At 40.9% G+C, this 24,109-nt stretch carries 18 protein-coding genes; 15 read left to right on the plus strand and 3 right to left on the minus strand.

What is annotated here, in order from left to right; genetic code table 11:
* Positions 1–3: 3 nt before the first annotated feature.
* A complete protein-coding gene (locus ACYVM0_RS00710) occupies positions 4–411 on the minus strand; it encodes a DoxX family protein (protein WP_460550955.1) in 408 nt (135 codons plus the stop codon).
* Between the two features lie 126 nt (positions 412–537).
* Here ACYVM0_RS00710 and ACYVM0_RS00715 point away from each other — a divergent pair, with 126 nt between their 5' ends.
* The 9 genes from ACYVM0_RS00715 to ACYVM0_RS00755 all read left to right on the plus strand — a co-directional run bounded on the left by ACYVM0_RS00715 (position 538) and on the right by ACYVM0_RS00755 (position 9,960).
* Positions 538–900 (plus strand): winged helix-turn-helix transcriptional regulator, encoded by a 363-nt coding sequence (locus ACYVM0_RS00715; RefSeq protein ID WP_460550958.1) that lies wholly within the window; start codon positions 538–540, stop codon positions 898–900.
* Between the two features lie 114 nt (positions 901–1,014).
* Positions 1,015–2,448: a glycoside hydrolase family 28 protein gene (locus tag ACYVM0_RS00720; RefSeq protein WP_460550961.1), complete on the plus strand. Its 1,434-nt coding sequence runs from the start codon at positions 1,015–1,017 to the stop codon at positions 2,446–2,448.
* Between the two features lie 160 nt (positions 2,449–2,608).
* Complete coding sequence (fucP, locus tag ACYVM0_RS00725; protein WP_460550964.1) at positions 2,609–3,895, plus strand: sugar MFS transporter; 1,287 nt, start codon at positions 2,609–2,611, stop codon at positions 3,893–3,895.
* Between the two features lie 11 nt (positions 3,896–3,906).
* The gene (locus ACYVM0_RS00730) at positions 3,907–4,245 is read left to right on the plus strand and encodes an L-rhamnose mutarotase (RefSeq protein WP_460550966.1); all 339 of its coding nucleotides are present in this window, start codon (positions 3,907–3,909) and stop codon (positions 4,243–4,245) included.
* A gap of 102 nt (positions 4,246–4,347) precedes the next feature.
* Positions 4,348–5,112, plus strand: coding sequence for an SDR family NAD(P)-dependent oxidoreductase (locus ACYVM0_RS00735; RefSeq protein WP_460550969.1), 765 nt, complete (start codon positions 4,348–4,350; stop codon positions 5,110–5,112).
* Between the two features lie 282 nt (positions 5,113–5,394).
* A complete protein-coding gene (locus ACYVM0_RS00740; protein ID WP_460550972.1) occupies positions 5,395–6,252 on the plus strand; it encodes a fumarylacetoacetate hydrolase family protein in 858 nt (285 codons plus the stop codon).
* Positions 6,239–7,066: an amidohydrolase family protein gene (locus ACYVM0_RS00745; protein WP_460550975.1), complete on the plus strand. Its 828-nt coding sequence runs from the start codon at positions 6,239–6,241 to the stop codon at positions 7,064–7,066. Before ACYVM0_RS00740 ends, ACYVM0_RS00745 begins: the two co-directional genes overlap by 14 nt.
* A 38-nt stretch (positions 7,067–7,104) precedes the next feature.
* A complete protein-coding gene (locus ACYVM0_RS00750) occupies positions 7,105–8,115 on the plus strand; it encodes a zinc-binding alcohol dehydrogenase family protein (protein WP_460550978.1) in 1,011 nt (336 codons plus the stop codon).
* 168 nt (positions 8,116–8,283) lie between these two features.
* Positions 8,284–9,960, plus strand: coding sequence for an alpha-amylase family protein (locus ACYVM0_RS00755; RefSeq protein WP_460550981.1), 1,677 nt, complete (start codon positions 8,284–8,286; stop codon positions 9,958–9,960).
* A gap of 113 nt (positions 9,961–10,073) precedes the next feature.
* On the opposite strand, the gene ACYVM0_RS00760 is transcribed toward ACYVM0_RS00755, so the two are convergent.
* Positions 10,074–10,376: a hypothetical protein gene (locus ACYVM0_RS00760; protein WP_460550984.1), complete on the minus strand. Its 303-nt coding sequence runs from the start codon at positions 10,374–10,376 to the stop codon at positions 10,074–10,076.
* Positions 10,377–10,601: 225 nt separating this feature from the next.
* Here ACYVM0_RS00760 and ACYVM0_RS00765 point away from each other — a divergent pair, with 225 nt between their 5' ends.
* The 5 genes from ACYVM0_RS00765 (at position 10,602) to galA (ending at position 19,151) form a co-directional block, all read left to right on the plus strand.
* On the plus strand, positions 10,602–12,377 hold the full coding sequence (locus tag ACYVM0_RS00765; protein WP_460550987.1) for a glycoside hydrolase family 2 protein: 1,776 nt from the start codon (positions 10,602–10,604) through the stop codon (positions 12,375–12,377).
* 9 nt (positions 12,378–12,386) lie between these two features.
* Entirely contained in the window at positions 12,387–13,166 is a 780-nt protein-coding gene (locus tag ACYVM0_RS00770; protein WP_460550990.1) for an SGNH/GDSL hydrolase family protein, read from the plus strand.
* A gap of 164 nt (positions 13,167–13,330) precedes the next feature.
* Complete coding sequence (locus ACYVM0_RS00775) at positions 13,331–14,665, plus strand: glycoside hydrolase family 28 protein (RefSeq protein WP_460550993.1); 1,335 nt, start codon at positions 13,331–13,333, stop codon at positions 14,663–14,665.
* Between the two features lie 3 nt (positions 14,666–14,668).
* Positions 14,669–15,703, plus strand: coding sequence for a glycoside hydrolase family 53 protein (locus tag ACYVM0_RS00780; protein WP_460550996.1), 1,035 nt, complete (start codon positions 14,669–14,671; stop codon positions 15,701–15,703).
* A gap of 43 nt (positions 15,704–15,746) precedes the next feature.
* The gene (gene galA / locus ACYVM0_RS00785) at positions 15,747–19,151 is read left to right on the plus strand and encodes a beta-galactosidase GalA (RefSeq protein ID WP_460550999.1); all 3,405 of its coding nucleotides are present in this window, start codon (positions 15,747–15,749) and stop codon (positions 19,149–19,151) included.
* On the opposite strand, the gene ACYVM0_RS00790 is transcribed toward galA, so the two are convergent.
* On the minus strand, positions 19,135–19,704 hold the full coding sequence (locus tag ACYVM0_RS00790) for a GNAT family N-acetyltransferase (protein WP_460551002.1): 570 nt from the start codon (positions 19,702–19,704) through the stop codon (positions 19,135–19,137). The genes galA and ACYVM0_RS00790 overlap by 17 nt on opposite strands.
* A gap of 193 nt (positions 19,705–19,897) precedes the next feature.
* On the opposite strand from ACYVM0_RS00790, the gene ACYVM0_RS00795 reads away from it, so the two are divergent.
* Entirely contained in the window at positions 19,898–23,995 is a 4,098-nt protein-coding gene (locus ACYVM0_RS00795) for a hybrid sensor histidine kinase/response regulator transcription factor (protein WP_460551005.1), read from the plus strand.
* Positions 23,996–24,109 lie beyond the last annotated feature (114 nt).

Below are 24,109 nucleotides of genomic sequence, written 5' to 3' on the forward strand. Positions count from 1 at the left end.
TGATTATGCTAATGATGTTTTGATATTGCTGTTGATGTTTGCTATGGCCGGTTTATTTTTTTTGTAGAGGTATATATTGGAAACTGCCAGTACAATAAAAAAGATAACAGGCATGGTCACAAAATTTACAGGGTCGCCACTTACAAAATGTGCAATGGCTGCAGAAATAAATGTGATGCCAAAACCTGCATAGGCCCACTCTTTAATTTTAACCGGTACCTGTGGGATGATCAAAACCAGGGCACCCAGGATTTTAGCTGCTCCCAGTTCTACCCTGAAATAACCAGGAAAGCCCAGGTGCGTAAAGGCAGCTGCAATTTGCGGACTGGCGAAATAGTTGTAAGCACTGAAAATCATCATGAGGGCAAGTAAGCCCGTTGCGGCCCAGTAAATAATTGTATTCTTTTTCATTGTTTTAATTTTTGTGGTTGATTTATTTTTTTGACACTGCAAACTTATTTACATTTGCTATACTTTTGATAGTACTATACTTTAGTAAAGCGCTATACCCCGGTATAGTGTTTAAACATTGAAATTATGATTACAGAAAAAACCACTCCCGCAAGAGACCATAAACAATGCATGGGCATGCTGCTGCCCGTTCGGGATGCATTGGATTTTTTAAGCGGCAAATGGAAATTGCCCATCATTATTTCCTTATCGTTTGGTAATAAGCGTTTTAAGGAACTGGCCGCTGATGTTCAGGGCATTACTGATAAAATGCTTTCTAAAGAGCTGCGTGACCTTGAACAAAACCAACTGGTAAAACGTACGGTGTACGACAGTGTGCCGGTAAGGGTGGAATACTCTTTAACCGACTATGGCAGTTCGCTGGATAAAGTGATTGTGGAGCTAAGGGCATGGGGCGTGCAGCACAGGAGAAGGATAATGAAGAAGTAACTGGTTCGGGACGCTACCGGGCTTTGCTCTGTGTAGCAGCCCGGCTTGTCAGGATACAACAGGATACCGGCTCACCTGTATTAATGTACTTTACAAGCTTAACCATTGATTGCTATGATATATAAAAGGTTTTTACCAGGATTGCTGGTTGTGTCTTTATTAATTACCGGTACAGCCAAAGCACAAAGCCCCAAAATGGATTGGGTGAGTAAAGTTGGTTCCGTATCTTTTCCCCTCTCAAAAAAAATATTCCGTGTAAATGACTATGGTGCGGTAAGCGATACCACCACCATAAACACCAAAGCCATTCAGAAAGCTATTGATGATTGCGCTGCCAAAGGTGGCGGCGTGGTAACATTTAAGCCCGGTACTTATGTAAGCGGTGCCATCTTTGTAAAAAGCAATGTGGTTTTGCAGATAGATAAAGGGGTATTGATTTTAGGTTCGCAGAATTTTGATGACTATCCCGATATTAATACAAGGGTAGCAGGGTTGGAAATGGTTTGGCCTGCTGCATTGATCAATCTGATCGATGTAAAAAATGCGGCCGTTGCAGGTAAAGGCATTGTAAATGCAAGAGGCAAATTCTGCTGGGATAAATACTGGAGGATGCGGAAAGAGTATGACGCCAAAGGCCTGCGCTGGATAGTGGATTACGATGTAAAAAGAGTTAGAACCGTACTCGTACAAAATTCAGAAAATGTTACCGTTAAAGAACTCACTTTTAAAAACGCCGGTTTCTGGACGGTACAATTATTATACAGCAAACAGGTAACGGTTGACGGTATTGTGATAAAAAATAATGAGGATGGCAGCGGCCCCAGTACCGATGGTGTGGATATAGATTCCTCCACCTGGGTATTGATACAAAATTGCGATATTGATTGTAACGATGATAACTTTTGTTTAAAAGCGGGAAGAGATTGGGATGGCTTGCGGGTAAACAAACCTACTGCCTATGTAGTGATACGCAAATGTGTGGCAAGGCGTGGAGCAGGCCTGGTAACCCTGGGCAGCGAAACTTCCGGCGGTATCAATCATATTCTTGCAACTGATCTTTATGCCAAACATACCGATAATGGCCTGCGGGTAAAATCTGCTTTTACAAGAGGCGGAGTGGTGGAAGATATTTATTTTCAAAACTCTGTGTTGGATTCTGTACGCAATGTGTTTCAGTTTAATTTAAACTGGTACCCGGCCTACAGCTATTCCGAATTACCCAAAGGATATAATTACGATTCTATCCCTGCACACTGGAAATCGATGTTGCAAAAAGTAACCCCGGCAGAAAAAGGTATTCCTGTAGCAAAAAATTTCTACATCAGTAATATCACGGCTACGCATGCCAAACTGGTCTTTGAAGCCGTAGGTTATCCGCAATCTGCATTAAAGAACTTTGTATTCAGTAATAGCACTGTTGCTGCAGAAGTATTAGGTACAATGGAATATATTGAAGGCTGGAAGTATAATAATTTTAACCTGAGTATTGATAAAGCAGCGCCACCTGCAAAAGTAAGCGGCCAGGCCAATGAGGAAAGATTGAAGTAGATTGATGACACGAATTATACGAATTGATATATTCACCTGTATTGGCCAATTCGTGTAACCAGTAAAATTCGTGCAATACTTTTTCAAATAAGGAATATCTTTAGTGCAACAATAATTACCCATCACATTATTAATAGTAACGAGGCTAACTAACAACAATATGGCATTACCAGTTCAACCTGCTCCACTTGCAGCAACAAATACAAAAACCAATTATCTATTTCCTTTTATTTTAGTTACCAGTCTTTTCTTTTTCTGGGGTTTTTTACATAATCTCGATCCGATTCTTATTCCTCATTTAAGAAGAGCTTTCAGTCTTACGACATTACAGGCTTCCCTTGTTGATTCTGCTGTATTTATTGCTTATTTTTTAATGGCTATACCAGCTGGTATGATAATAAAAAAGTATGGTTATAAAACAGGTATATTGATCGGCCTTGGTTTATTTGCTATAGGATGCTTTCTGTTTGTTCCGGCAGCTAACACCATGTTGTATGCATTTTTTCTTGCCGCACTATTCATTGTAGCTTGCGGCTTAACTATTTTAGAAACCGCTGCAAATCCTTATGCAACAATACTAGGCGATCCTGCCACTTCTACGCAACGTTTAAACTTTGCACAATCCTTTAATGGATTGGCTGCGTTCCTGGCGCCTATTGTTGGTTACTATCTTATTCTTTCTAAAGATCCGCTTAAAGATGATGCGCTGGCCGCTATGACGGAGCATGCAAGAACTGCTTATTTGTTAAGCGAAACCTCATCTGTAAAACTGCCTTATATTGTTTTAGGTTGTGTAATATTAATAATTGCAGCTGTGTTCTTCTTCACAAAATTACCTGATATACGGGATAAGGATGAGCAGGAGGGACAAAAAGGTTTTTTACATGCGTTCAAACATAAGCATCTTACATGGGCAGTTGTAGCACAATTCTGTTATGTTGGTGCACAGGTTTGTATAACCAGCCTTTTAGTGTTGTATGCTACAAAGGCTGTTGGTATAACCGATAAACAGGCTTCTTATTACTCAGGTGCAGCAGGCCTCGCTTTTATGTTAGGAAGATTTGTAGGAACAGCTTTAATGCAGATTGTATCGCCACCCAGGTTGATGGCGATATATGCTGTGATCTGTGTGCTGTTAATGAGCATAACAATTTTCGGTAACGGCATAATAACTGTATATGCAATTATTGGGGTGGCATTTTTTATGTCCATCATGTTTCCAACTATTTTTGCATTAGGAATAAAAGACCTTGGAGCAGATACTAAACCAGGCTCAAGCCTTATCATTATGTCGATTGTAGGTGGTGCCGTTTTTCCTCCTTTAATGGGATATATTGCAGATGTTACGAAGCATTTTCAATATGGTTATATCGTTCCGTTGATTTGCTTTGCAGTAGTAGGCTTGTTTGGTTTTAGTGGTTATAAAGTAAAAAAAGTAACAACTTAAAATAATTGTTCATGAACAGATATTGCCTCGCACTCGACCTTGTTGATGATCCTGATTTAATTGCCGAATACGAACACTGGCATAAAACAGAAAATGCCTGGCCCGAAATAAAGAAAAGTATTTTTGATGCCGGCATTGCACAAATGGAAATTTACCGCACCGGTAACAGACTGTTCATGATAATGGATACCTACGATTCTTTTAATTTTGATACCAAAGCAGCCATGGATGCAACCAACCCAAAAGTGCAGGAATGGGAACAGCTGATGTGGAAATACCAGCTGGCATTGCCCTGGGCAAAAGAAGGCGAGAAATGGGTGTTGATGAAAGAGATTTTTAATTTAGTGTAAGGCGTGAGTGGTGAGTCGTCAGCCGTGAGTAAAGCGCCTTCAAATGTAAAGTTCTACTCACGCTTCACGAAAAAGTTACATTATAAATAGTATACCCGTATTATGTTTTCATTAAAAAATAAAACCGCAGTAGTTACCGGAGGTGGCAGTGGTATTGGTAAAGCAATAGCCACTGTATTTGCAAAACAGGGCGCCGTAGTACATATCATTGAATTAAATGAACAAAGCGCCACACAGGCCGCAAAGGAAATTGAAGCGGCAGGCGGCAAAGCAATGGCACACAGTTGCGATGTCAGCAGCCAGCAACAGGTGAATGCCGTTTTTACTGCGATAGGTACCATTAATATTTTGGTGAATTGTGCCGGTATCGCCAATGTAGGCAAAGCAGGTACCACCAGCGAAGAAGATTTTACCAGGGTATTTAACGTAAATGTAAAGGGCACCTATAACTGCCTGCACGAAATTATTCCCATCTTTAACAATAATAAAGGGGGTGTAATTTTAAATGTGGCCTCTATTGCTGCATGGGTGGGCATACCCGACCGCTTTGCGTATAGCATGAGCAAGGGCGCCGTGTTTGCCATGACATTAAGTGTGGCAAAAGACTATCTGCATGATAACATCCGCTGCAATTCTATTTCGCCTGCAAGGGTACACACACCATTTGTGGATGGCTTCATTGCAAAAAACTATCCCGGAAAAGAAACAGAAATGTTTGAAAAATTATCCCAAAGCCAACCCATTGGCAGGATGGGCACCGTGGAAGAAATTGCTGCATTAGCTTTGTACCTGTGCAGTGATGAAGCCGGCTTTGTTACCGGCAACGATTATCCTATTGACGGAGGATTTATAAAATTGAATAATTGATGTCAGGGTGGGCCACCCTTAAAGAGTGGCTCACCCGGCAAAATAAAAGCAGTTACTAAAAGGGTGAGCTATTTCTTTAGCCGCATCTGCACTGCAAAATACCAAATGATTGTAAACGGGGTGGGCCACCCTTGAAGGGGTGACTCACCTGGCAAAATAAAAGCAGTTACAAAAAGGGTGAGCTATTTCTTTAGCCGCATCTGCACTGCAAAATACCAAATGATTGTAAACGGGGTAAGCCACCTTTGAAGGGGTGACTCACCAAAAAAAATAAAAAGTATAATGAAATTAATCAGGTTTGGAGAAATGGGAAAAGAAAAACCCGGAGTACATATTGACGGGGTAAATTATGACGTAAGCGGTTTTATAAAAGATTACGACGAAATGTTTTTTGCCAACGGCGGATTGCCACACCTGGCATGGATGCTGCACCAGCATAAAGACATGCTGCGTAAAGTACCCGACGGAGAAAGATTGGGAAGTCCTGTTGCAAGGCCTTCAAAAATTGTTTGCATCGGATTGAACTATGCCAAACATGCCAAAGAAACCAATGCCCCCATACCAAATGAACCGATCATTTTTTTTAAATCCACCACTTCTTTAAATGGCCCCAACGATACGATTACCATTCCAAAGAATTCGGTAAAAACAGATTGGGAAGTGGAACTGGCTTTTGTAATAGAAAAAAAAGCCAGCTATGTGGAAGAATATGAAGCGATGGATTATGTGGCTGGCTATGCCTTGCACAACGATGTAAGCGAAAGAGCATTTCAACTGGAACGTGGCGGCACCTGGGATAAAGGAAAAGGTTGCGACAGCTTTGCACCTATTGGCCCATGGCTGGTTACCAAAGATGAAATTACTGATCCGCATAATCTGCGTTTGTGGTTAAAGGTGAACGGCGCCATGATGCAGGACAGCAACACCGACGATCTGATCTTTAATATTCCTTTCCTGGTTGCTTATATCAGCCGGTTCATGACTTTATTACCCGGCGATATTATTTCCACAGGCACACCGGCAGGTGTAGGGTTAGGTTTTAATCCGCCGGTGTATTTAAAAGAAGGAGATGTAGTGGAATTGGGTATTGACGGATTGGGAACAAGTAAACAAACTTGTGTGGCCTATGCAAAGAATTGACAGCCATCAGCACTTCTGGCAATATGATCCGGTAAAGCATGACTGGATTGATGATGCTATGGCGATTATACGAAAAGATTTTTTGCCTGCGGATTTACAACCTGTTTTAAAGCAACATCATTTTAATGGTTGTATTGCTGTGCAGGCAGATCAAACAGAATCCGAAACTGATTTTCTCCTGGCTTTACAAAAAGAAAATAATTTTATCAAAGGCATTGTGGGGTGGGTAGACCTGCAGGCCAAAAATATTAAAGAGCGTTTAGCGTATTACAAACAATTTGATGCGATCAAAGGCTTTCGTCATGTACTGCAGGGCGAAGCACCGGAATTTATGCTGCGGCAAAATTTTATACATGGTATTGCCGCACTAAAAGAATTTGATCTTACTTACGATATACTCATTTTTCCTAAACACTTACCGGCGGCGATAACATTGGTACAACAATTTCCGGAGCAAAAATTTGTGATCGATCATATTGCCAAACCTTATATCAAATCCGGTTTGATAAGTGAATGGAAACATGCCATGAGAAGAATGGCACAATTTTCCAATGTGCATTGTAAAATAAGTGGTATGGTTACCGAAGCCAATTACCTGCATTGGAAAAAAGAACAGTTTACACCTTATCTTGATGTGGTGGTGGAAGCTTTCGGTACCAAACGCATTATGTATGGCAGCGATTGGCCGGTTTGCCTGGTAGCAGCTTCCTACAAAAAAATGCTGAACATTACAGCAGAATATTTTGCTGCTTTCTCTGCTAATGAACAGGAAGATTTCTTTGGTAATAATGCTGCTGCTTTTTACATGGTCTGACGTCCTCGTCTGGCCATGCAACAACAAAAAAATAAAAAATGAAAACACTTTTCTGCACTACACCTCACCAGTTGGATTATGCCGATACTACAGCACCTGTTGCAGGTACAGGTGAAACATTACTCAAAATAAAACGCATTGGTATCTGCGGTACCGATCTGCATGCTTTTGAAGGCACGCAACCATTCTTCAGTTATCCGAGAATACTGGGGCATGAGTTAGCAGCAGAAATTGTAACTACCGACGCAGCAGGTTTTGTAATTGGCGAAGCGGTTACTTTCATTCCTTACTTTTATTGCGGCGAATGTATCGCCTGCAGGATGGGTAAACCCAATTGCTGCGCCAGCATTAAAGTTTGCGGCGTACATATTGATGGTGGAATGAGAGAATATATAACCGTGCCATCCTATGCATTGGTGCATGGCGAAGGATTAAGTTTTGATGAACTGGCTTTGGTAGAACCATTGGCTATTGGTGCACATGGTGTACGCAGGGCAGCGGTAGCAGCAGGAGAATTTGTACTGGTGATTGGTGCCGGGCCAATTGGTTTGGGAACCATGGAGTTTGCAAAAATTGCGGGAGGCAAAGTAATAGCCATGGATATTAATGATAACCGCTTAAATTTTTGTACCCAAAAACTGAAAGTTGATTTCACCATTAACCCGGCAACAGAAGATGCTTTGGAAAAATTAAAAACCATCACCAATGGCGATATGCCCACCGTAGTGATGGATGCCACCGGAAGTTTAAAAGCCATTAACAATGCATTTCAATATTTGGGTCATGGAGGCAGGTATGTACTGATAGGCTTGCAAAAAGGCGATATCAGTTTTAATCATCCTGAATTTCATAAAAGAGAAAGTACCTTAATGAGCAGCCGCAATGCCACCCGTGCCGATTTTGAACACGTAGTTGCGTCCATGAAAAATGGTTGGGTAAATCCTGCCACTTATATAACTCACAGGGTACAATTTGAAGCCGTAAAAGATAATTTTGAAAGCTGGCTCAATCCGGCAACCGGCGTAATAAAAGCCATGGTGGAAATATAATGTACACAGCCTCCTGTATGGAGGCTTTTGTTTGTAATAACATATGGTGTTGATGTAAAACTGTATTGGTACAATTTTAACTGTCTTTGATTCTTTTCAACATTACCAACGGTAATTTCAATAATGTAAATTATCTTTCCGAATAACAGTACACCATTACCTGCTATTATGAACCGACGGCATTTTTTACACACTTCCGGCTTATCATTGGCCGCCATACTCATCAATGATGCTTTGTTTGCAATGCAGGGAGAAGCACAGGTTCAGCTGATCAGTTTTCCTGATGCAGTAACGGCAATTGTAAATGGAGCCACCGTTACACTTACCGGGAAAGGAAAACAACAATGGACTTATCAAAACCTTATTGTTAGTTTAAAAAATACAGGTAAAAGCATCGCCGTTGATATTGAAGCACCCGGTATACAATTAAGTGCTGTTACCTTACAATGGAAAACTCCGGTTAAGCCTTCTGCTGCAATTTTAAATGATCATTGGGAAAGAACCTATGGTGATGCATCATGGCATTCGCCAATGGCAACAGAAATATTACCCTGGTATTTTTTAGAACACAATGAAAATAATACCCATGGCTTTGGAGTTAAAACCGGTGCGGCATCTTTTTGCTCCTGGCAAATTACCAATGATACCTTACACCTGGTATTAGATACCCGTTCCGGTGGCAACGGGGTGCAATTAGGCAACAGGAAATTACAGGCTGCAGAAATTGTTACACTTAAAAATAATAGCGGCGAAACGGCTTTTCAAATGGCCAGGCGTTTTATGAAACTGCTCTGTGCAAAAGTAAGGATGCCTGCACAACCGGTGTATGGTATTAACGACTGGTATTTCACTTATGGCAATACTTCTGAAAAACTGATTCTTCAGCATACGGAGCTGATGGCACCATTGGCAGACGGATTGAGCAACCGGCCTTTTTCAGTCATTGATTCGGGTTGGTTCAAGGGGCCGCCATCAAATCCTGACGATTGTTGCTGGGGCGATAATATGAACACACCGGATGATCATTTTCCCGACATGGGAAAACTGGCACAAAAAATAAAAACGATCGGCATGCGGCCGGGGCTGTGGACGCGGCCTTTGTGTGGCAGTTATAAAGATGCGAAAACATTAATGTTGCCGCTGATAAAAGGAAGAGAAGCAGACAATCCTGTATTAGATCCTTCTATTGCAGAAAACCTGGAAAGAGTAAAAAATGATTTTAAGTTATATCATCAATGGGGCTATGAATTAATAAAATTCGATTACACTTCATATGATCTTTTTGGCAGGTGGGGTTTTGAAATGTTGAAAAAAGGTGCTATTACTTCAGCTAACTGGAGTATGAATGATACTTCTAAAACCAATGCAGAAATTGTATTGCAATTGTATACAACTATTCGTGAAGCAGCAGGAAAGATGTACGTCATCGGCTGCAATACATTCAGTCACTTATCCGCCGGTTTATTTGAATTGAACAGGATAGGAGATGATACATCGGGCAATGAATGGGCAAGAACAAAAAAGATGGGAGTAAATACTTTGGCGTTCAGGGGCATTCAGCAAGGTATATTCTATGCTGCTGATGGCGATTGCGTAGGATTAACTACCAAAGTTCCCTGGGAAAAAAATAAACAATGGATGGAGCTGGTAGCTAAGAGCGGCACACCATTATTCATTTCTGCACAGCCTGATGCCATTGGTACAGCACAAAAAGAAGTTATAAAAAATTGTTTTAAACTGGCATCACAAACTTTACCGGTAGGAGAACCATTGGATTGGATGGAAAATGCATTTCCTGAAAAATGGAAGCTGAATGGAAAGACTGAAACTTTTAATTGGGATTAAGAAATACGGTTGCAGAATTATAAAAATTGTTTAGTCTATCCGGTTAACAGCAGAACAGGCTTTCATCAAAAGATATCATCAGTGTTTTGCAAATAGAAAGCAGTAGCAGTATATTAACGATTCTCAATTACATTGCCTTCTTTTATATCAATGGCCGATTTCAACATTCGTAATACACTTTTTTCAGCAAGTATTTTAGCTTCTTCAATATCATACCAGTTACCTTCTTTGGTTTTATACAATTTGCAGGTAAGCGGATCGTGTTCTTCTTTTTTTGTAAACGTGTATTCCTGTAAAACAGCAATTACACTGCCCAATGCATTAGTAAGCTCGTACGGCTTTACAGTATAATAGAACTGGCTATTATCTTCCAGGGTAATTTGCTGGCTGAAAACATGTTTTAGGGCTTCTCTCATTGTACAATAATAAATTAATCTTTATATTATTTAAAATGAACTTATTCACATGTATACACAACTGCTTTTAAGGCCTGCCCGGCCTTGTTCGGCATTCCGGAGGGTACTTGCTGTACCTTACGGAATCCTGTGATGGGGCTGGAGAGTTTTAAAACAACAACCGGTGTATAAAATGATTTTGCATTGTATATTGCTGTAAACTTTAAACACCAATACGGCTGTGCTATGAAAAAATCAGTTTTCTTTATTTTAATGCCTTGCCTTTGTGCATTACTTACCCCGCCGGGGGCAGCCGCTCAAACCGGCATGGGCAATATCATGGGCAGAAAGACCATCAGCCTCAATGGCAAATGGAAAGTGATCATCGACCCTAATGATGCCGGCGAAAGAATGGGTGTTGGCAAAGATGCCAAAGCAAAAACTAACACCGATTTTTTAGAATATTCTTTTGATGATGCACCCACATTAAATGTGCCCGGCGATTTTAATTCGCAAATGCCCGAACTCACTTACTACGAAAGTGTGGTATGGTATAAAAAAACATTTGGGTATAAAAAAACGGGCAAACGTTTGTTCCTGCATTTCGGTGCCGTAAACTATACGGCTGATGTGTATCTGAATGGCGAAAAAATCGGTAGCCACGAAGGTGGCTTTACCCCTTTTCAGTTTGAAATAACCAATAAGGTAAAAGAACAAAATACCGTTGTAGTACGTGTAAATAATCAACGCCGTAAAGATGGTATACCTGCATTGGGATATGACTGGTTTAATTATGGCGGCATCAACAGGGATGTAAACCTGGTTGAAACGCCGGCTGTTTTTATTGAAGATTATTTTATTCAATTAAAAAAAGGCAGCAACAATACCATTAAAGGCTGGATAAAAATCAATGGCAGCAAAACTCCCCAACAGGTAAACATCGCTATACCTGAAATGAAAATTAATACTACGCTTACTACAGATGATTCCGGTTATGCACCGGTTGAGTTTTTGGCAAAGCCGCAACTATGGTCGCCTGAAAAACCAAAATTGTATATCATCAGTATCAGCAGCCAAACGGATACGGTTAAAGAAGATATCGGCTTTCGCACTATTGAAGTAAAAGGCACTGAAATACTATTGAATGGAAAAAGTATTTTTTTAAAAGGCGTAAACATTCATGAAGAAATAAGTGCTGAAAAAAGAAAATCGGTGAATGAAAAAGATGCGCTGCAATTATTGACTGCTGCAAAAGAGCTGGGTTGCAATTTTGTGCGCCTTACGCATTATCCGCATAATGAATACATGGTTCATGCAGCAGATAAAATGGGCATCATGTTATGGGAAGAAATTCCGTTGTGGCAGGGCATTGCTTTTGCCGACCCGGTATTACAACCCAAAATGAATACCATGATGCAGGAAATGATACAGCGGGATAAAAACCGCAGCAGTATCATCATCTGGAGTTTAAGTAACGAAACCACACCATCACCGGTAAGAACGCAGTCATTAATTAAACTGGCGGAAGTAGCCAGGGCAAAAGACAGCACCCGTTTAATTGCCTCTGCATTCTCTCATAATATATTTGATAAAAACATGGTGACGGTATATGATAGTTTAAGCATGGTACTGGATGTGGTGGGTGTAAATGCTTACTTAGGCTGGTACACGCCATGGGCTGCCGGTCCTGAAGACTATATATGGAAATTTGATTTTAATAAACCACTTATCATGAGTGAATTTGGTGGCGAAGCCTTATATGGTCATCATGGGTCTGCCGATACAGCAAGCAGCTGGAGCGAAGAATACCAGGAACGTGTTTATAAAGACAATGTGGCAATGTTTAAAAATATTCCCTTTTTAAGAGGTACTGCACCATGGGTATTATATGATTTTCGTTCGGCACAACGCATGAATACGGTGTATCAGAAAGGATGGAACAGGAAAGGATTATTATCTGATAAAGGCGAAAAGAAAAAATCCTGGTATGTGATGAAAGCTTATTACGATAGCATACAATAATTCAACAACATGCAACATCATTCCAGGAGAGATTTTATTAAGCAAACTGCACTGGCTGGTATAGCTTCTGCAGGTTTTACTACCAGCCGGGCTTACACAGGTATCAATGCTGAAACAGCCGTTAAAAAGGAACAGCTGAATTTTTTATTCCAGGGTGATTCAATAACAGATGGCAACCGTGGAAGAGGCATAGACCCCAATCATATTCTCGGTCATGGTTATGCTTATAGTATTGCCGGCAGGGTGGGAGCAAGTTTTCCGGAAAAAGCCAACCAGTTTTATAACCGGGGGATCAGTGGTAATAAAATTACCGACCTGCAGCAACGCTGGCAAACTGATACACTCGATCTTAAGCCGGATGTACTCAGCATACTGGTTGGTGTAAATGATACCGATTCGGTAGTAAAACAACAAAACATTGTTACCGTAGAAAAATACGAAGAAGTGTACCGGTCATTACTGGATCAAACCCGTGCACAATTACCCCATTGTATATTGGTGCTCTGCGAACCTTTTATAATGCCGGTGGGCAGGGTAAAGGATAACTGGACAGTTTGGAATGAGGACATGCAAAAAAGACAGGCGGTAGTTAATAAACTGGCAAAAGATTACACCACGATATTTGTACCCTTACAAAAAATATTTATTGCGGCGGCCGGCCGTGCTGCAGCTGATTACTGGATATGGGATGGCATTCATCCTACTTACTCCGGCCACGAGCTGATAACAAGAGAATGGATAAAACAGGTGAGCAGGGAATTGCATTTTTTAAAGAAGCTACATTTTTAAAAAAGCTGGCAACCTTAACATGGAACAGTTATTTACTGTCCTGCCCTTTGTATATGGTATTTTAAATAGACTTAGTTTTGTTTATTGTTTGCAGGTTTAAAAATTACGATTGTGTTACCTCATCTTTAAAAAACTTTTATTTCAGTTCACCTTACATGCTTTATATGAAAAATAAACTGGCCATTTCAATATGCTTTCTGTCTTTATTTATTGCCGCTGCAGTTGATTGCACGGGAGAAAAATCGAGTACAGCGGCAACCGCAAAAATACCGGTGGTAAAAGATAAGCGGTATGATATTTCGGCCTATGGTGCCGTTGCAGATGGCAAAACACTTAACACCAAAGCCATACAGGCGGTAATTGACGAATGTGCTAAAAAAGGCGGCACAGTTGTAATTCCCAAAGGCGAATTTTTAAGCGGTTCCATTTTTCTAAAGCCTGGTGTTAACCTGGAAATACAGGATGGCGGCGTGTTAAAAGGTTCCACCGATATTAATGACTACCCCAGGTTAATGACGCGTATTGAAGGCCACTTTGAAGAATGGCCTGCTGCACTTTTAAATGGCGATAAGGTTGATCATCTTCGTATAACAGGAACGGGTACACTGGATGGAAGTGGCCAGCCTTTCTGGAAGGAATTTTATGACAAGCGTGATCTTGATAAAAAAACAACCAACCTGGGTGTTCCCCGTCCACGCCTCACGCTGCTGCAAAATTCCAATGATGTAAAAATAAGCGGCATTAACTATAAGAACTCCGGTTTCTGGAACCTGCACCTGTATAAGTGCCGGAACCTTACTGTAGAAAATTGCCGCTTTACAGCATTGAGTGGTACCAAACCAAACAATGCCCCCAGCTCCGATGGTATTGATGTGGATTGCTGCCAGGATATTACCATCAGTAAATGTTTCTTTTCTGTGGGCGACGATTGTATTGCCTTAAAAGGAACCAAAGGCCCCTTTGCCATGCAGGATAAAGACAGTCCTCCAGTAGAGCGTATTCATATTCTTGATTGTGTATTTGAAGCCGGTGGGGGTATTGTTACCTGCGGCAGCGAAGCTACCATTGTACGTGATGTAAATGTGGAGCGTTGCACTACCCGTAAGCCAACCGTGCTGCGTTTAAAGCTAAGGCCCGATACACCACAGCAATATGAAAACATCAGTTTAAAAGACATCACCATGGAAAATGGCGGTGTTATATTTAATATTGCGCCATGGAGCCAGTATTTCGATCTTAAAGGGCAATTGCCTCCCAAATCTCTGGTACGCAACATAACCATCACCAATGTAAAAGGAACCGGCAATAGTTCTCTTGGAAAAATACAGGGTAATCCTGATACAGAATTTGGAGAGATCATTTTAAAGAACGTTGATGTACAGCTTAAAAGTGCTACGCTGGAATTAAGTGACATGAAAGGATTGAAATTTGAAAATGTTATCGTTAACGGTACACCAATGGAAACACCTGTTGCAAAACCGGCACCTGTAAAAATGTAGAAGATGCTGAAAAAAATATTTCTTTCAGGGCTCATATTAATTGCAGGTTTATCCTGTAAAAAAAAGAGTGATGATAACGGCGGCGGCATTACTCCGCCAACCCCTTTACCTTCCGGCTTTGTAAAAGGAGCAGATATTAGCTGGGTTACACAAATGGAAGCGGCCGGCATTAAATTTTATAATGCAGCAGGCATACAACAGGACTGTTTTGCTTTGATGCAATCACTTGGTATCAATACTGTTCGCCTGAGGGTTTGGGTAAATCCCTCGCCGGCATACAATAATGCTGCAGATGTGGTAGCAAAAGCTGTACGGGCAAAAAATGCCGGGTTGCGCATCATGATCGATTTCCATTACAGTGATACCTGGGCCGATCCCGGTAAACAAACCAAACCTGCCGCCTGGGCAACACAGGACCTGGCTGCGCTGAAAACTTCTGTTGCCACGCACACTGTTGATGTGCTTACACAACTAAAAAACAATGGCGTAACACCAGAATGGGTGCAGGTGGGTAACGAAACCAACGATGGTATGTTGTGGCCCGAAGGCAAAGCATCTGCAAACATGAGCAATTTTACACAATTGGTGAATGCAGGATACGATGCAGTGAAATCTGTTTTTGCAACAGCTAAGGTTATTGTTCATATTTCAAACGGATACGATAATGGTTTATTCCGGTGGATGTTTGACGGGTTAAAGACCAACGGTGCTAAATATGATGTTATCGGTATGTCTTTATACCCGGCTGCATCAAACTGGGCATCGTATAATTCACAATGTGTTACCAATATGAATGATATGGTAACCCGTTATGGTAAACCGGTAATGGTGGTGGAAGTGGGGATGAGCTGGGACAATGCCGCCGCCTGTAATTCTTTTTTAACTGATATTATTGCCAAAACAGCATCGGTACCGGGCAATATGGGCTTAGGGGTGTTGTACTGGGAGCCGGAAGCGTATAATAACTGGCAGGGGTACACGCTTGGTGCTTTCGACAATTCCGGGAAACCAACTGCTGCTTTAAATGCGTTTAAATAAAAACAGGATAATCCTGGCCGATAACAGACATAATCAAAGGATCATGCAAAAAGTAAAACAATATCTTATTATAACAATTGCATTTTTATGCAGTATAATATCAGCTGCAGCACAGCAAAGGCAGCACATCAATATTGATAATGATTGGAAATTTGCATTCGGTAATGCATCCAATCCCGAAAAAGATTTCAACTACGGCCTGCGTACCATTTTTTCAAAATCAGGTGCAGCACCGGGTACTGCTATCGAACTTCGTTTTAAAGACAGTGCATGGCGCACACTTGACCTGCCGCACGACTGGGCTGTTGAACTGCCTTTTGCTTACATCGATAATTTTGACCTGGAATCGCATGGCTATAAACCTGTGGGAGGTTTATTCCCGGCAACAAGTATCGGCTGGTATCGTAAACATTTTGCAGTGTCCAAAGCAGACTCGGGCCAGCGTTTCCAGTTACAGTTTGATGGTATTTTTCGTGATGCCAATATCTGGGTCAACGGTTTCTTCCTGGGCAATAATAAAAGCGGTTACCTGGGGGTGAATTACGATATCACTGACTTTATTAACTACGATAAAGAAAATGTAATTGCAGTAAGGGTAGATGCCACACAATATGAAGGCTGGTTTTATGAAGGCGCAGGTATTTACAGGCATGTATGGTTGAATAAATATGCCAACACACATATTGTTTCAGATGGCATTTTTGCGTACTCCACGGTTGACAATAATAAAGCTACCGTAACAGTTGAAACCACTGTAGCCAATGAAACGGACGCAACAGCTCAATATGCTGTCAATACTTATTTAACCGACAGGGGTGGTAAAAAAGTAAGTGCAGCAAAAGAGCAAACTGTTAGCGCTACTGCCGGCGAAGAAAAACCGGTAAAGCAAACCATTGCCATCAATGCACCAATTTTATGGTCGCTGGACAATCCTTACCTGTACAGGGTTGTAGTAGAAGTAAAACAAAACGGCAATATCATTGATACCAGGAAAATAAAATTCGGTATCCGTACTATTGAGATAAAACCCAATGGTGTTTTCTTAAATGGCAACCATATAAAAATACAGGGTACCAACAATCACCAGGATCATGCCGGCGTGGGCAGTGCACAACCTGATTACCTGCATTACTACAGGATAAATTTATTAAAGAACATGGGCGTTAATGCGTACCGCACCAGTCATAATGCACCTACACCTGAACTGCTTGATGCCTGTGACAGCTTGGGTATGCTGGTACTGGATGAGAACAGGTTGCTTAACAGTGGTGCCGAGTATATGGGCCAGTTTGAAAAACTGGTAAAAAGAGACCGGAGCCGTGCCTCAGTTTTTATGTGGAGCATAGGGAATGAAGAAGGCTGGATACATACGCAGGCCAACGGTAAGAGAATAGCACAAACATTGATCGCAAAACAAAGATCATTAGACCCCTCACGTACATGTACATACGCAGCTGATGTAGCCAATGTATTTCGTGGCGTTAACGAAGTTATACCGGTACGTGGTTTTAATTACCGCCAGTTTGCCGTGGAAGAATATCATAAAGACCATCCCGGCCAACCCTTATTGGGCACAGAGATGGGAAGTACGGTTACCACAAGGGGCATCCTGGAAAAAGATAGTATAAGAGCCTATTTACCCGACCAGGATATTACTGCACCATGGTGGGCAAGCACTGCAGAAACATGGTGGAAGCTGGCCGCACCTAACGATTACTGGCTGGGTGGTTTTGTATGGACGGGTTTTGATTACCGTGGCGAACCAACGCCTTATAAATGGCCCAATATCAATTCTCACTTTGGTATCATGGATATGTGCGGCTTTCCAAAAAATATTTATTACTACTATCAAAGCTGGTGGACAGATAAGGATGTGTTACACATTTCTCCACACTGGAACTGGAGAGAAAAACGGGGGCAGCCCATTGACGTGTGGGTAAACAGCAATGCCGATAATGTGGAATTGTTTTTAAATGGAAAAAGTCTGGGTAAAAAAGATATGCCACGCAATAGTCATTTAATGTGGACGGTGAATTATGAACCCGGAAAGTTGGAAGCCATTGCTTATAAAAAAGGGAAAAAACTTACTGCAAAAGTAGAAACCACCGGGCAGCCAGCTGAAGTAGTGGTTACCCCTTACAAAACAACGGTACTCGCCGATGGTAAGGATGCGACTATTATAAACATCAGCGTTGTGGATAAGGAAGGCCGTGAAGTGCCTGATGCAGACAACCTTATTAAATTCTATATAAAAGGAGATGCCAGGATTATTGGTGTTGGTAATGGCGACCCCAGCAGTCACGAACCTGATAAATGTGTGGATGGTGCATGGCAAAGAACATTGTTCAATGGCAAATGCCAGGTGATTGTACAATCGGGTATCCTACCGGGTAATATTAAATTTGAGGCCAAAGCAACGGGCTTGTATACCGGGTCAACTGATATTATTGCTGTGGCCCCTGAAAAAAATGAAATAGTAAATATTGATAAAACCTATGAGTTGAAAGGTGAAGCTGCAAAACCAAGGGCAACCGGTAAAATGTTAGGCGCAGATATTTCTTTTCTGCCACAGCTGGAAGCAAGGGGAATAAAATTTTCTGATAAAGGCGTTGAAAAAGATGCGATACAGATTTTAAAGGAACATGGCTTTAACTATGTGCGCCTTCGCATTTTTAATGATCCTGCCAACGACAGTGGCTATTCTCCCGGAAAAGGATTTTGCGACCTGGAACATACCAAACAAATGGCAAAGAGAATAAAGGCAGCCGGCATGAAATTTTTACTCGACTTTCATTACAGCGATTACTGGGCCGATCCGGGTAAACAATATAAACCTGCAGCATGGAAAAATTTATCATTTACCGGGTTAAAAAAAGCGCTCTTTGATTATACTAAAAAAGTAATGGAAGAATTAAAAGCGCAGGGTACAACACCGGATATGGTGCAGGTTGGTAATGAGATCAATCACGGTATTGTGTGGCCTGATGGAAATGTAGCGAATATCGACGGTACAGCGCAACTGATCAGCGCCGGTATTGCAGCGGTAAAGGCTGTTGATGTAAATGTAGTGATCATGCTGCATGTGGCATTGGGCGGGCAGAATTACGAATCTGTAAATTTTATGGATAACATGATGGTAAGAGGAGTGTTGTTTGATGTAATAGGCGAGTCTTACTATCCCAAATGGCATGGCACTTTAGATGATTTGCGTGATAATTTAAATGACCTGGTACGCAGGTACAATAAAGATGTGATTGTGGTGGAATATTCTGCACTAAAAAAAGAAGTAAATAAAATAGCTTTTGAATTGCCCAACGGAAAAGGAAAAGGTACCTGCATATGGGAACCACTGAGTACCTGGGAAAAAATATTTGATACCGATGGTAAGTCTAATAGCTACATGGGTATGTACGACGAACTGAGCCGGGAATTTATTTTGAATAAGTAGCGGGCTGTTTACTATCCCATTCCCGTTTTAGCATGGCATATTGAAATTCGCTGCCCCAGCTGCCTTTAAAAAAAATGTTTTCAATAAAATGGCCTTCTTCCCTGAAGCCAACGCTTTTTAATAAATTTACAGAGGCCGTATTTTCTGCATCCACGGTTTCTACAACCCTGTGAATTTTGATCTCATTAAACAGGAAATTTAAAATGCCGCACAGCGCTTCTTTAGCGTAACCGTTTTTCTGGCTCAGGTGCGAAATAGTGATTCCTATCTCTGCTATTTCGGGATTGTACGCATCCAGCTTAATAGCACAATCGCCAACAATCTTTTTTGTTTCCTTGTTTTCTATGGCATATTGTACCCATTCTCCCGCCTTTCCAAACTGTTTATCTTTTTGGTCCTGTATAAACTGTTCTGCCTGTTCAATGGTCATTACATCAAAACCCTGGTATTTTGTTACCTCGGGATTGGAGCGGTAAATATGAAAATCATTGATATCAGTTGGTTTAAGATTTCTTATACATAGACGTTCTGTTGTGAGGTGTAATGTTTGCATCGCTGTGTTTTTTATTCGTAATTACCGGCAAGCTAAATTAAGGCTTCAATATTCTATTTGTATAATTTTATTTTTAATGTTGATAATTTCAAAATCAGAAAGATAAATGAAACGGGAATTTAATAAAATCAACAGATTCATTTTATGCACCTATCTGTTTATCTTTATGAATCAGTTGGTACAAATAAACAGGATGAAATCAGGGTGTAAAATTATTGCGGGGCTTATTTTGTTGCTGTATGCTTTTAAGGTGCAGGCAAACGATAGTCTTCCTGTTTCTCATCTTTCTATACAAAACGGCCTTTCCAATAATTCTGTGCGCTGTGTGTACCAGGATAAAAAAGGGTTTATGTGGTTTGGTACCTACGATGGCCTTAACCGCTACGATGGCAGTGAATTTAAAATTTTCCGTAACAGGTTGAGTGATTCTACCTCTATTCCGCATAATTATATTTATACCATTCACGAAGACAAAGGAAATAATTTATGGGTGGGCACAGGGCAGGGCGTAGCTATCTACAATAATATTACCACTAAATTTTTACCTGCTTATTATATACCCTTCCGTTCGCAGGTTGCTCAAAAAATGAATTTTGGGGCCAATGTTATTAACTCAGATGAAAAAGGAAATATTTTCCTGGGCACCAATGGCTGGGGCTTTATTGTAAAAAAGAATACTGATAAAACGGGGCGGCAAATTGCTTTACAAAACGGCAACGGTTATGTAACAGATTTTAATGTAAGAGCCATAGCTTTTAGTGCTAATAAAATATGGTTGTTTGTACTTAACAAAGGCATGTGTGAGTTTGATATGCAAACTGAAAAGATCATTCCTGTAAATGAAAAGATCACATCTGCCAATTGTATGAAAACGGATGATGAGGGTAATATCTGGGTAGGCACCGACAGAGGTTTGTATAAATATTCAATTGCATCCAATAGTTATACGGAAGCATATCCTGCAGCGCCGGGTAAATTAAATGCGCCACAGGTGATCAGCCTTTGCTTTGATGCTCACCAGAACCTGTGGGTGGGAACAGATGGCGGCGGCATAAATATTTTTGATAAAACAACACATGGGTTTAAATATTTGTTACCCGAAGGAGGCAAGAACAAGATCAGCAGCGAATCGGTGTATTCGATCATTGCTGATAAAGAATCGAGGATGTGGATCGGTACATTAAAGGGCGGCTGCGATATTATTGATGAACAAAAGAGCAGGTTCCGTACCGTATCTGATAATCCGCTTACAAAAAATACCCTCAGCAGTAATTTTATTTATACATTTTGTGAGGATAGTAACCAGGATCTTTTAATAGGAACCGATGGCGGTGGCTTAAGCATCTGGAACAGGAAGGCCAATACTTTTACCAATTATAAACATAATAATGATGACAAGAATTCTTTAAGCCACAATTCTGTAACCAGTATTATAAAAGATTATACCGGCGCTACCTGGATAGCAACTTTTGGCGGAGGCATCAACAGGTTTAATAAAACCACCGGTACATTTGAACATTACAAATGTATAAATGACAGCAGCGGTTATGAAAATGAGAACGTATGGTTATTATACGAAGACAGGGATAAAACATTATGGGCTACCACTTTTAGTTATGGAAAATTATACCGCTTTAACAGGGCGCTCAACAGGTTTGAAGTATTTACACAGCAATTAGAAAACCTGGTGGCTTTTACAGAAGACAGCCAGGGAAATTTATGGGCAGGCAACTCCGGCAACCTGGTAAAAATTGACAGGCAGAATAAACATCATCTTACCTACGAAATTGGTAAGCCGGTGAGGGCATTATACGAAGATAAGAAGCATAATTTCTGGATAGGGGCAGAAGGAGGAGGGTTGATATTATTTGATATTGCAAAAGGGAAAATTATACAACGCTTTTCAGATGCGGATGGTTTGTGTAATAATGCTGTATTGAATATAAAGGAAGATAGTGAAGGCAACCTGTGGTTAAGTACATTCAATGGCTTATCTAAGTTTGATCCGGTTAAAAAAGTGTTTAAAAATTTTTACCAGAGCGATGGCTTGCAGAGCAACCAGTTCTCTTATAATGCGGCATTGCAATTGAGTAGCGGCGAATTAGTATTTGGCGGTATCAATGGGTTTAATATTTTTTCTGCCGGTAATATTTCGGTTCGTAAATACATGCCGCCGGTTTTTATTACCGATATTCTAATCAATAACAAGCCCGTTGCCGAAGTAAATGAATTTATTAAGGAAGGCGACAATGCTGAAATAAAACAATTAGAAATACCCTACAATCAGGCAGTACTTTCTTTTCGTTTTAATGCTTTGGAATATTCCTCTCCCGAAAAGATCGTGTATGCGTATTATTTACAGGGGTGGGATAAAGGCTGGAACTACACCGGCAATATCCGTAATATCAATTACAACAATATCAGCGAAGGCCACTATACATTGCGTATTAAAAATACCAACAGCAACGGGGAATGGAGCACTGCGGAAACCGTTTTAAAAATAACCATTTTACCTCCGTGGTACCGCAGCTGGTGGGCTTATTTGATTTACCTGCTTGCAGCGGGTGCCATCATTTATGCATTTTACCGCTACAGGGCGCAGCAGGCTAAACTGAAATACGAAATTAAAGTAGCCCAGCTAACAGCAGACAAGGAAAAAGAGATCAACGAGAAACGACAGTCTTTCTTTACCAATATTACCCACGAGTTCCGTACGCCTTTAACGTTAATTATTAACCCGGTTAAAGACATGCTGCAAAAAGAGCAGGATGCATCGGGAAAAAGCGAACTGAATTTTGTATACCGCAATGCCCGCCGTTTATTAAGCCTGGTAGATCAATTACTCCTGTTCAGAAAAACTGAAAGTGAAACAGGCGAGATGCATGTAGGCAGGCTTAATTTTTACCAACTGTGCCACGAGACTTTTTTATACTTTTCGCAGCAGGCCAGGTCCAAACACATTGAGTATGTTTTTGAATGCGAAGACACCGCACTGGAAATATATGGCGACAGGGAAAAGCTGGAAATTATTTTTTACAACCTTTTGTCCAATGCCATGAAGTATACTCCCGATCATGGCAAGATCGTTTTTAGTATTGCAGAAAAGATCAACACCATCGAGGTAAAAGTTACAGACAACGGGCATGGCATCCCCCCGCAAACAGGCGATAAATTATTTGAAAAGTTTTACCAGGTAAACGAAAAAGATACGCCGGCAAAACCTGGTTTTGGTATCGGGCTTTATCTTGTAAAACGATTTGTGGAAAAACACAAAGCACAGATCAGTTATACCAGCTCTGCAGGAACCGGCACCAGCTTTTGTATTGTGTTCAATAAAGGCAAACAACATTTTGGTGATATTGAAATTATTGATAAGGAAACCAATGCCCATATTTTACTGGAAGAAATTGTAGCCGGTAACGAGCCTGAAGAGCAACCGCAAAAAAGCAGCAGTGATGGCCTTGAATCTATTGTCAGCGAAAAACAATCTATACTGATTACTGATGATAATCCCCAGATGAGGAGTTACCTGGCCCAGGTATTTCAAAACAGCTTTATTGTATATGAGGCCGGCGATGCCAATGAAGCACTAAAAATTGCAAAGGATGTTCAGCCCGATATCATTATCAGCGATGTGGTGATGGCAGACATGAACGGGATTGATTTCTGCAAGGCCATTAAAGAATCACCTACGCTAAGTCATATTCCCTTCATCTTAATAACGGGCAGCTTTTCTCCCGAATCAAAATTAAAAGGGATTGAAAATGGTGCCGATGATTATATTACCAAGCCATTTGAAAAAGATATGCTGGTGGCAAGGGTGCAAAGCCTGATAAGAAAGCAACAAAGCCTGCAGAAATATTTTTATGATGCCATAACGCACCAGAAAAACACTTTAAATATTACCGGCGAATACAAGGAGTTTTTGGAAAAATGTATCCTGATTGTTGAAAAGCACCTGGATAATGACGACTTTAATATTGAAATGCTGGCTAAAGAAATAGGCATGAGCCATAGCAGCCTGTACAAAAAAGTGAAAGCCATATCCGGCCAGAGTGCCAATGCCTTTATCCGTTTTATAAGATTACGAAAGGCTGCCGAAATGTTTATTAATACTAATCATAATATTAATGAGACCGCTTTTTATGTGGGTATCAAAGACATCAAATACTTCAGGGAGCAGTTTGCCAAAACCTTCGGATTAAAGCCTTCAGAGTATATTGAAAAATACCGGAAGACCCTGGGCAGGAATTATAAGCTGAACGAAAAAGTAGTAAAGGATAAGGAATAAACAGGTGCTTTTGGCCAGGTACATTGCCCTGGTAACGGTCCGGATCTGCAGCAGAAGCCGGCTTCTTTTTAATCCCTGTTTTTTAAACGCTCCTGCAATTATTTTCCCCAATCG

Source organism: Ferruginibacter profundus (assembly GCF_054783275.1).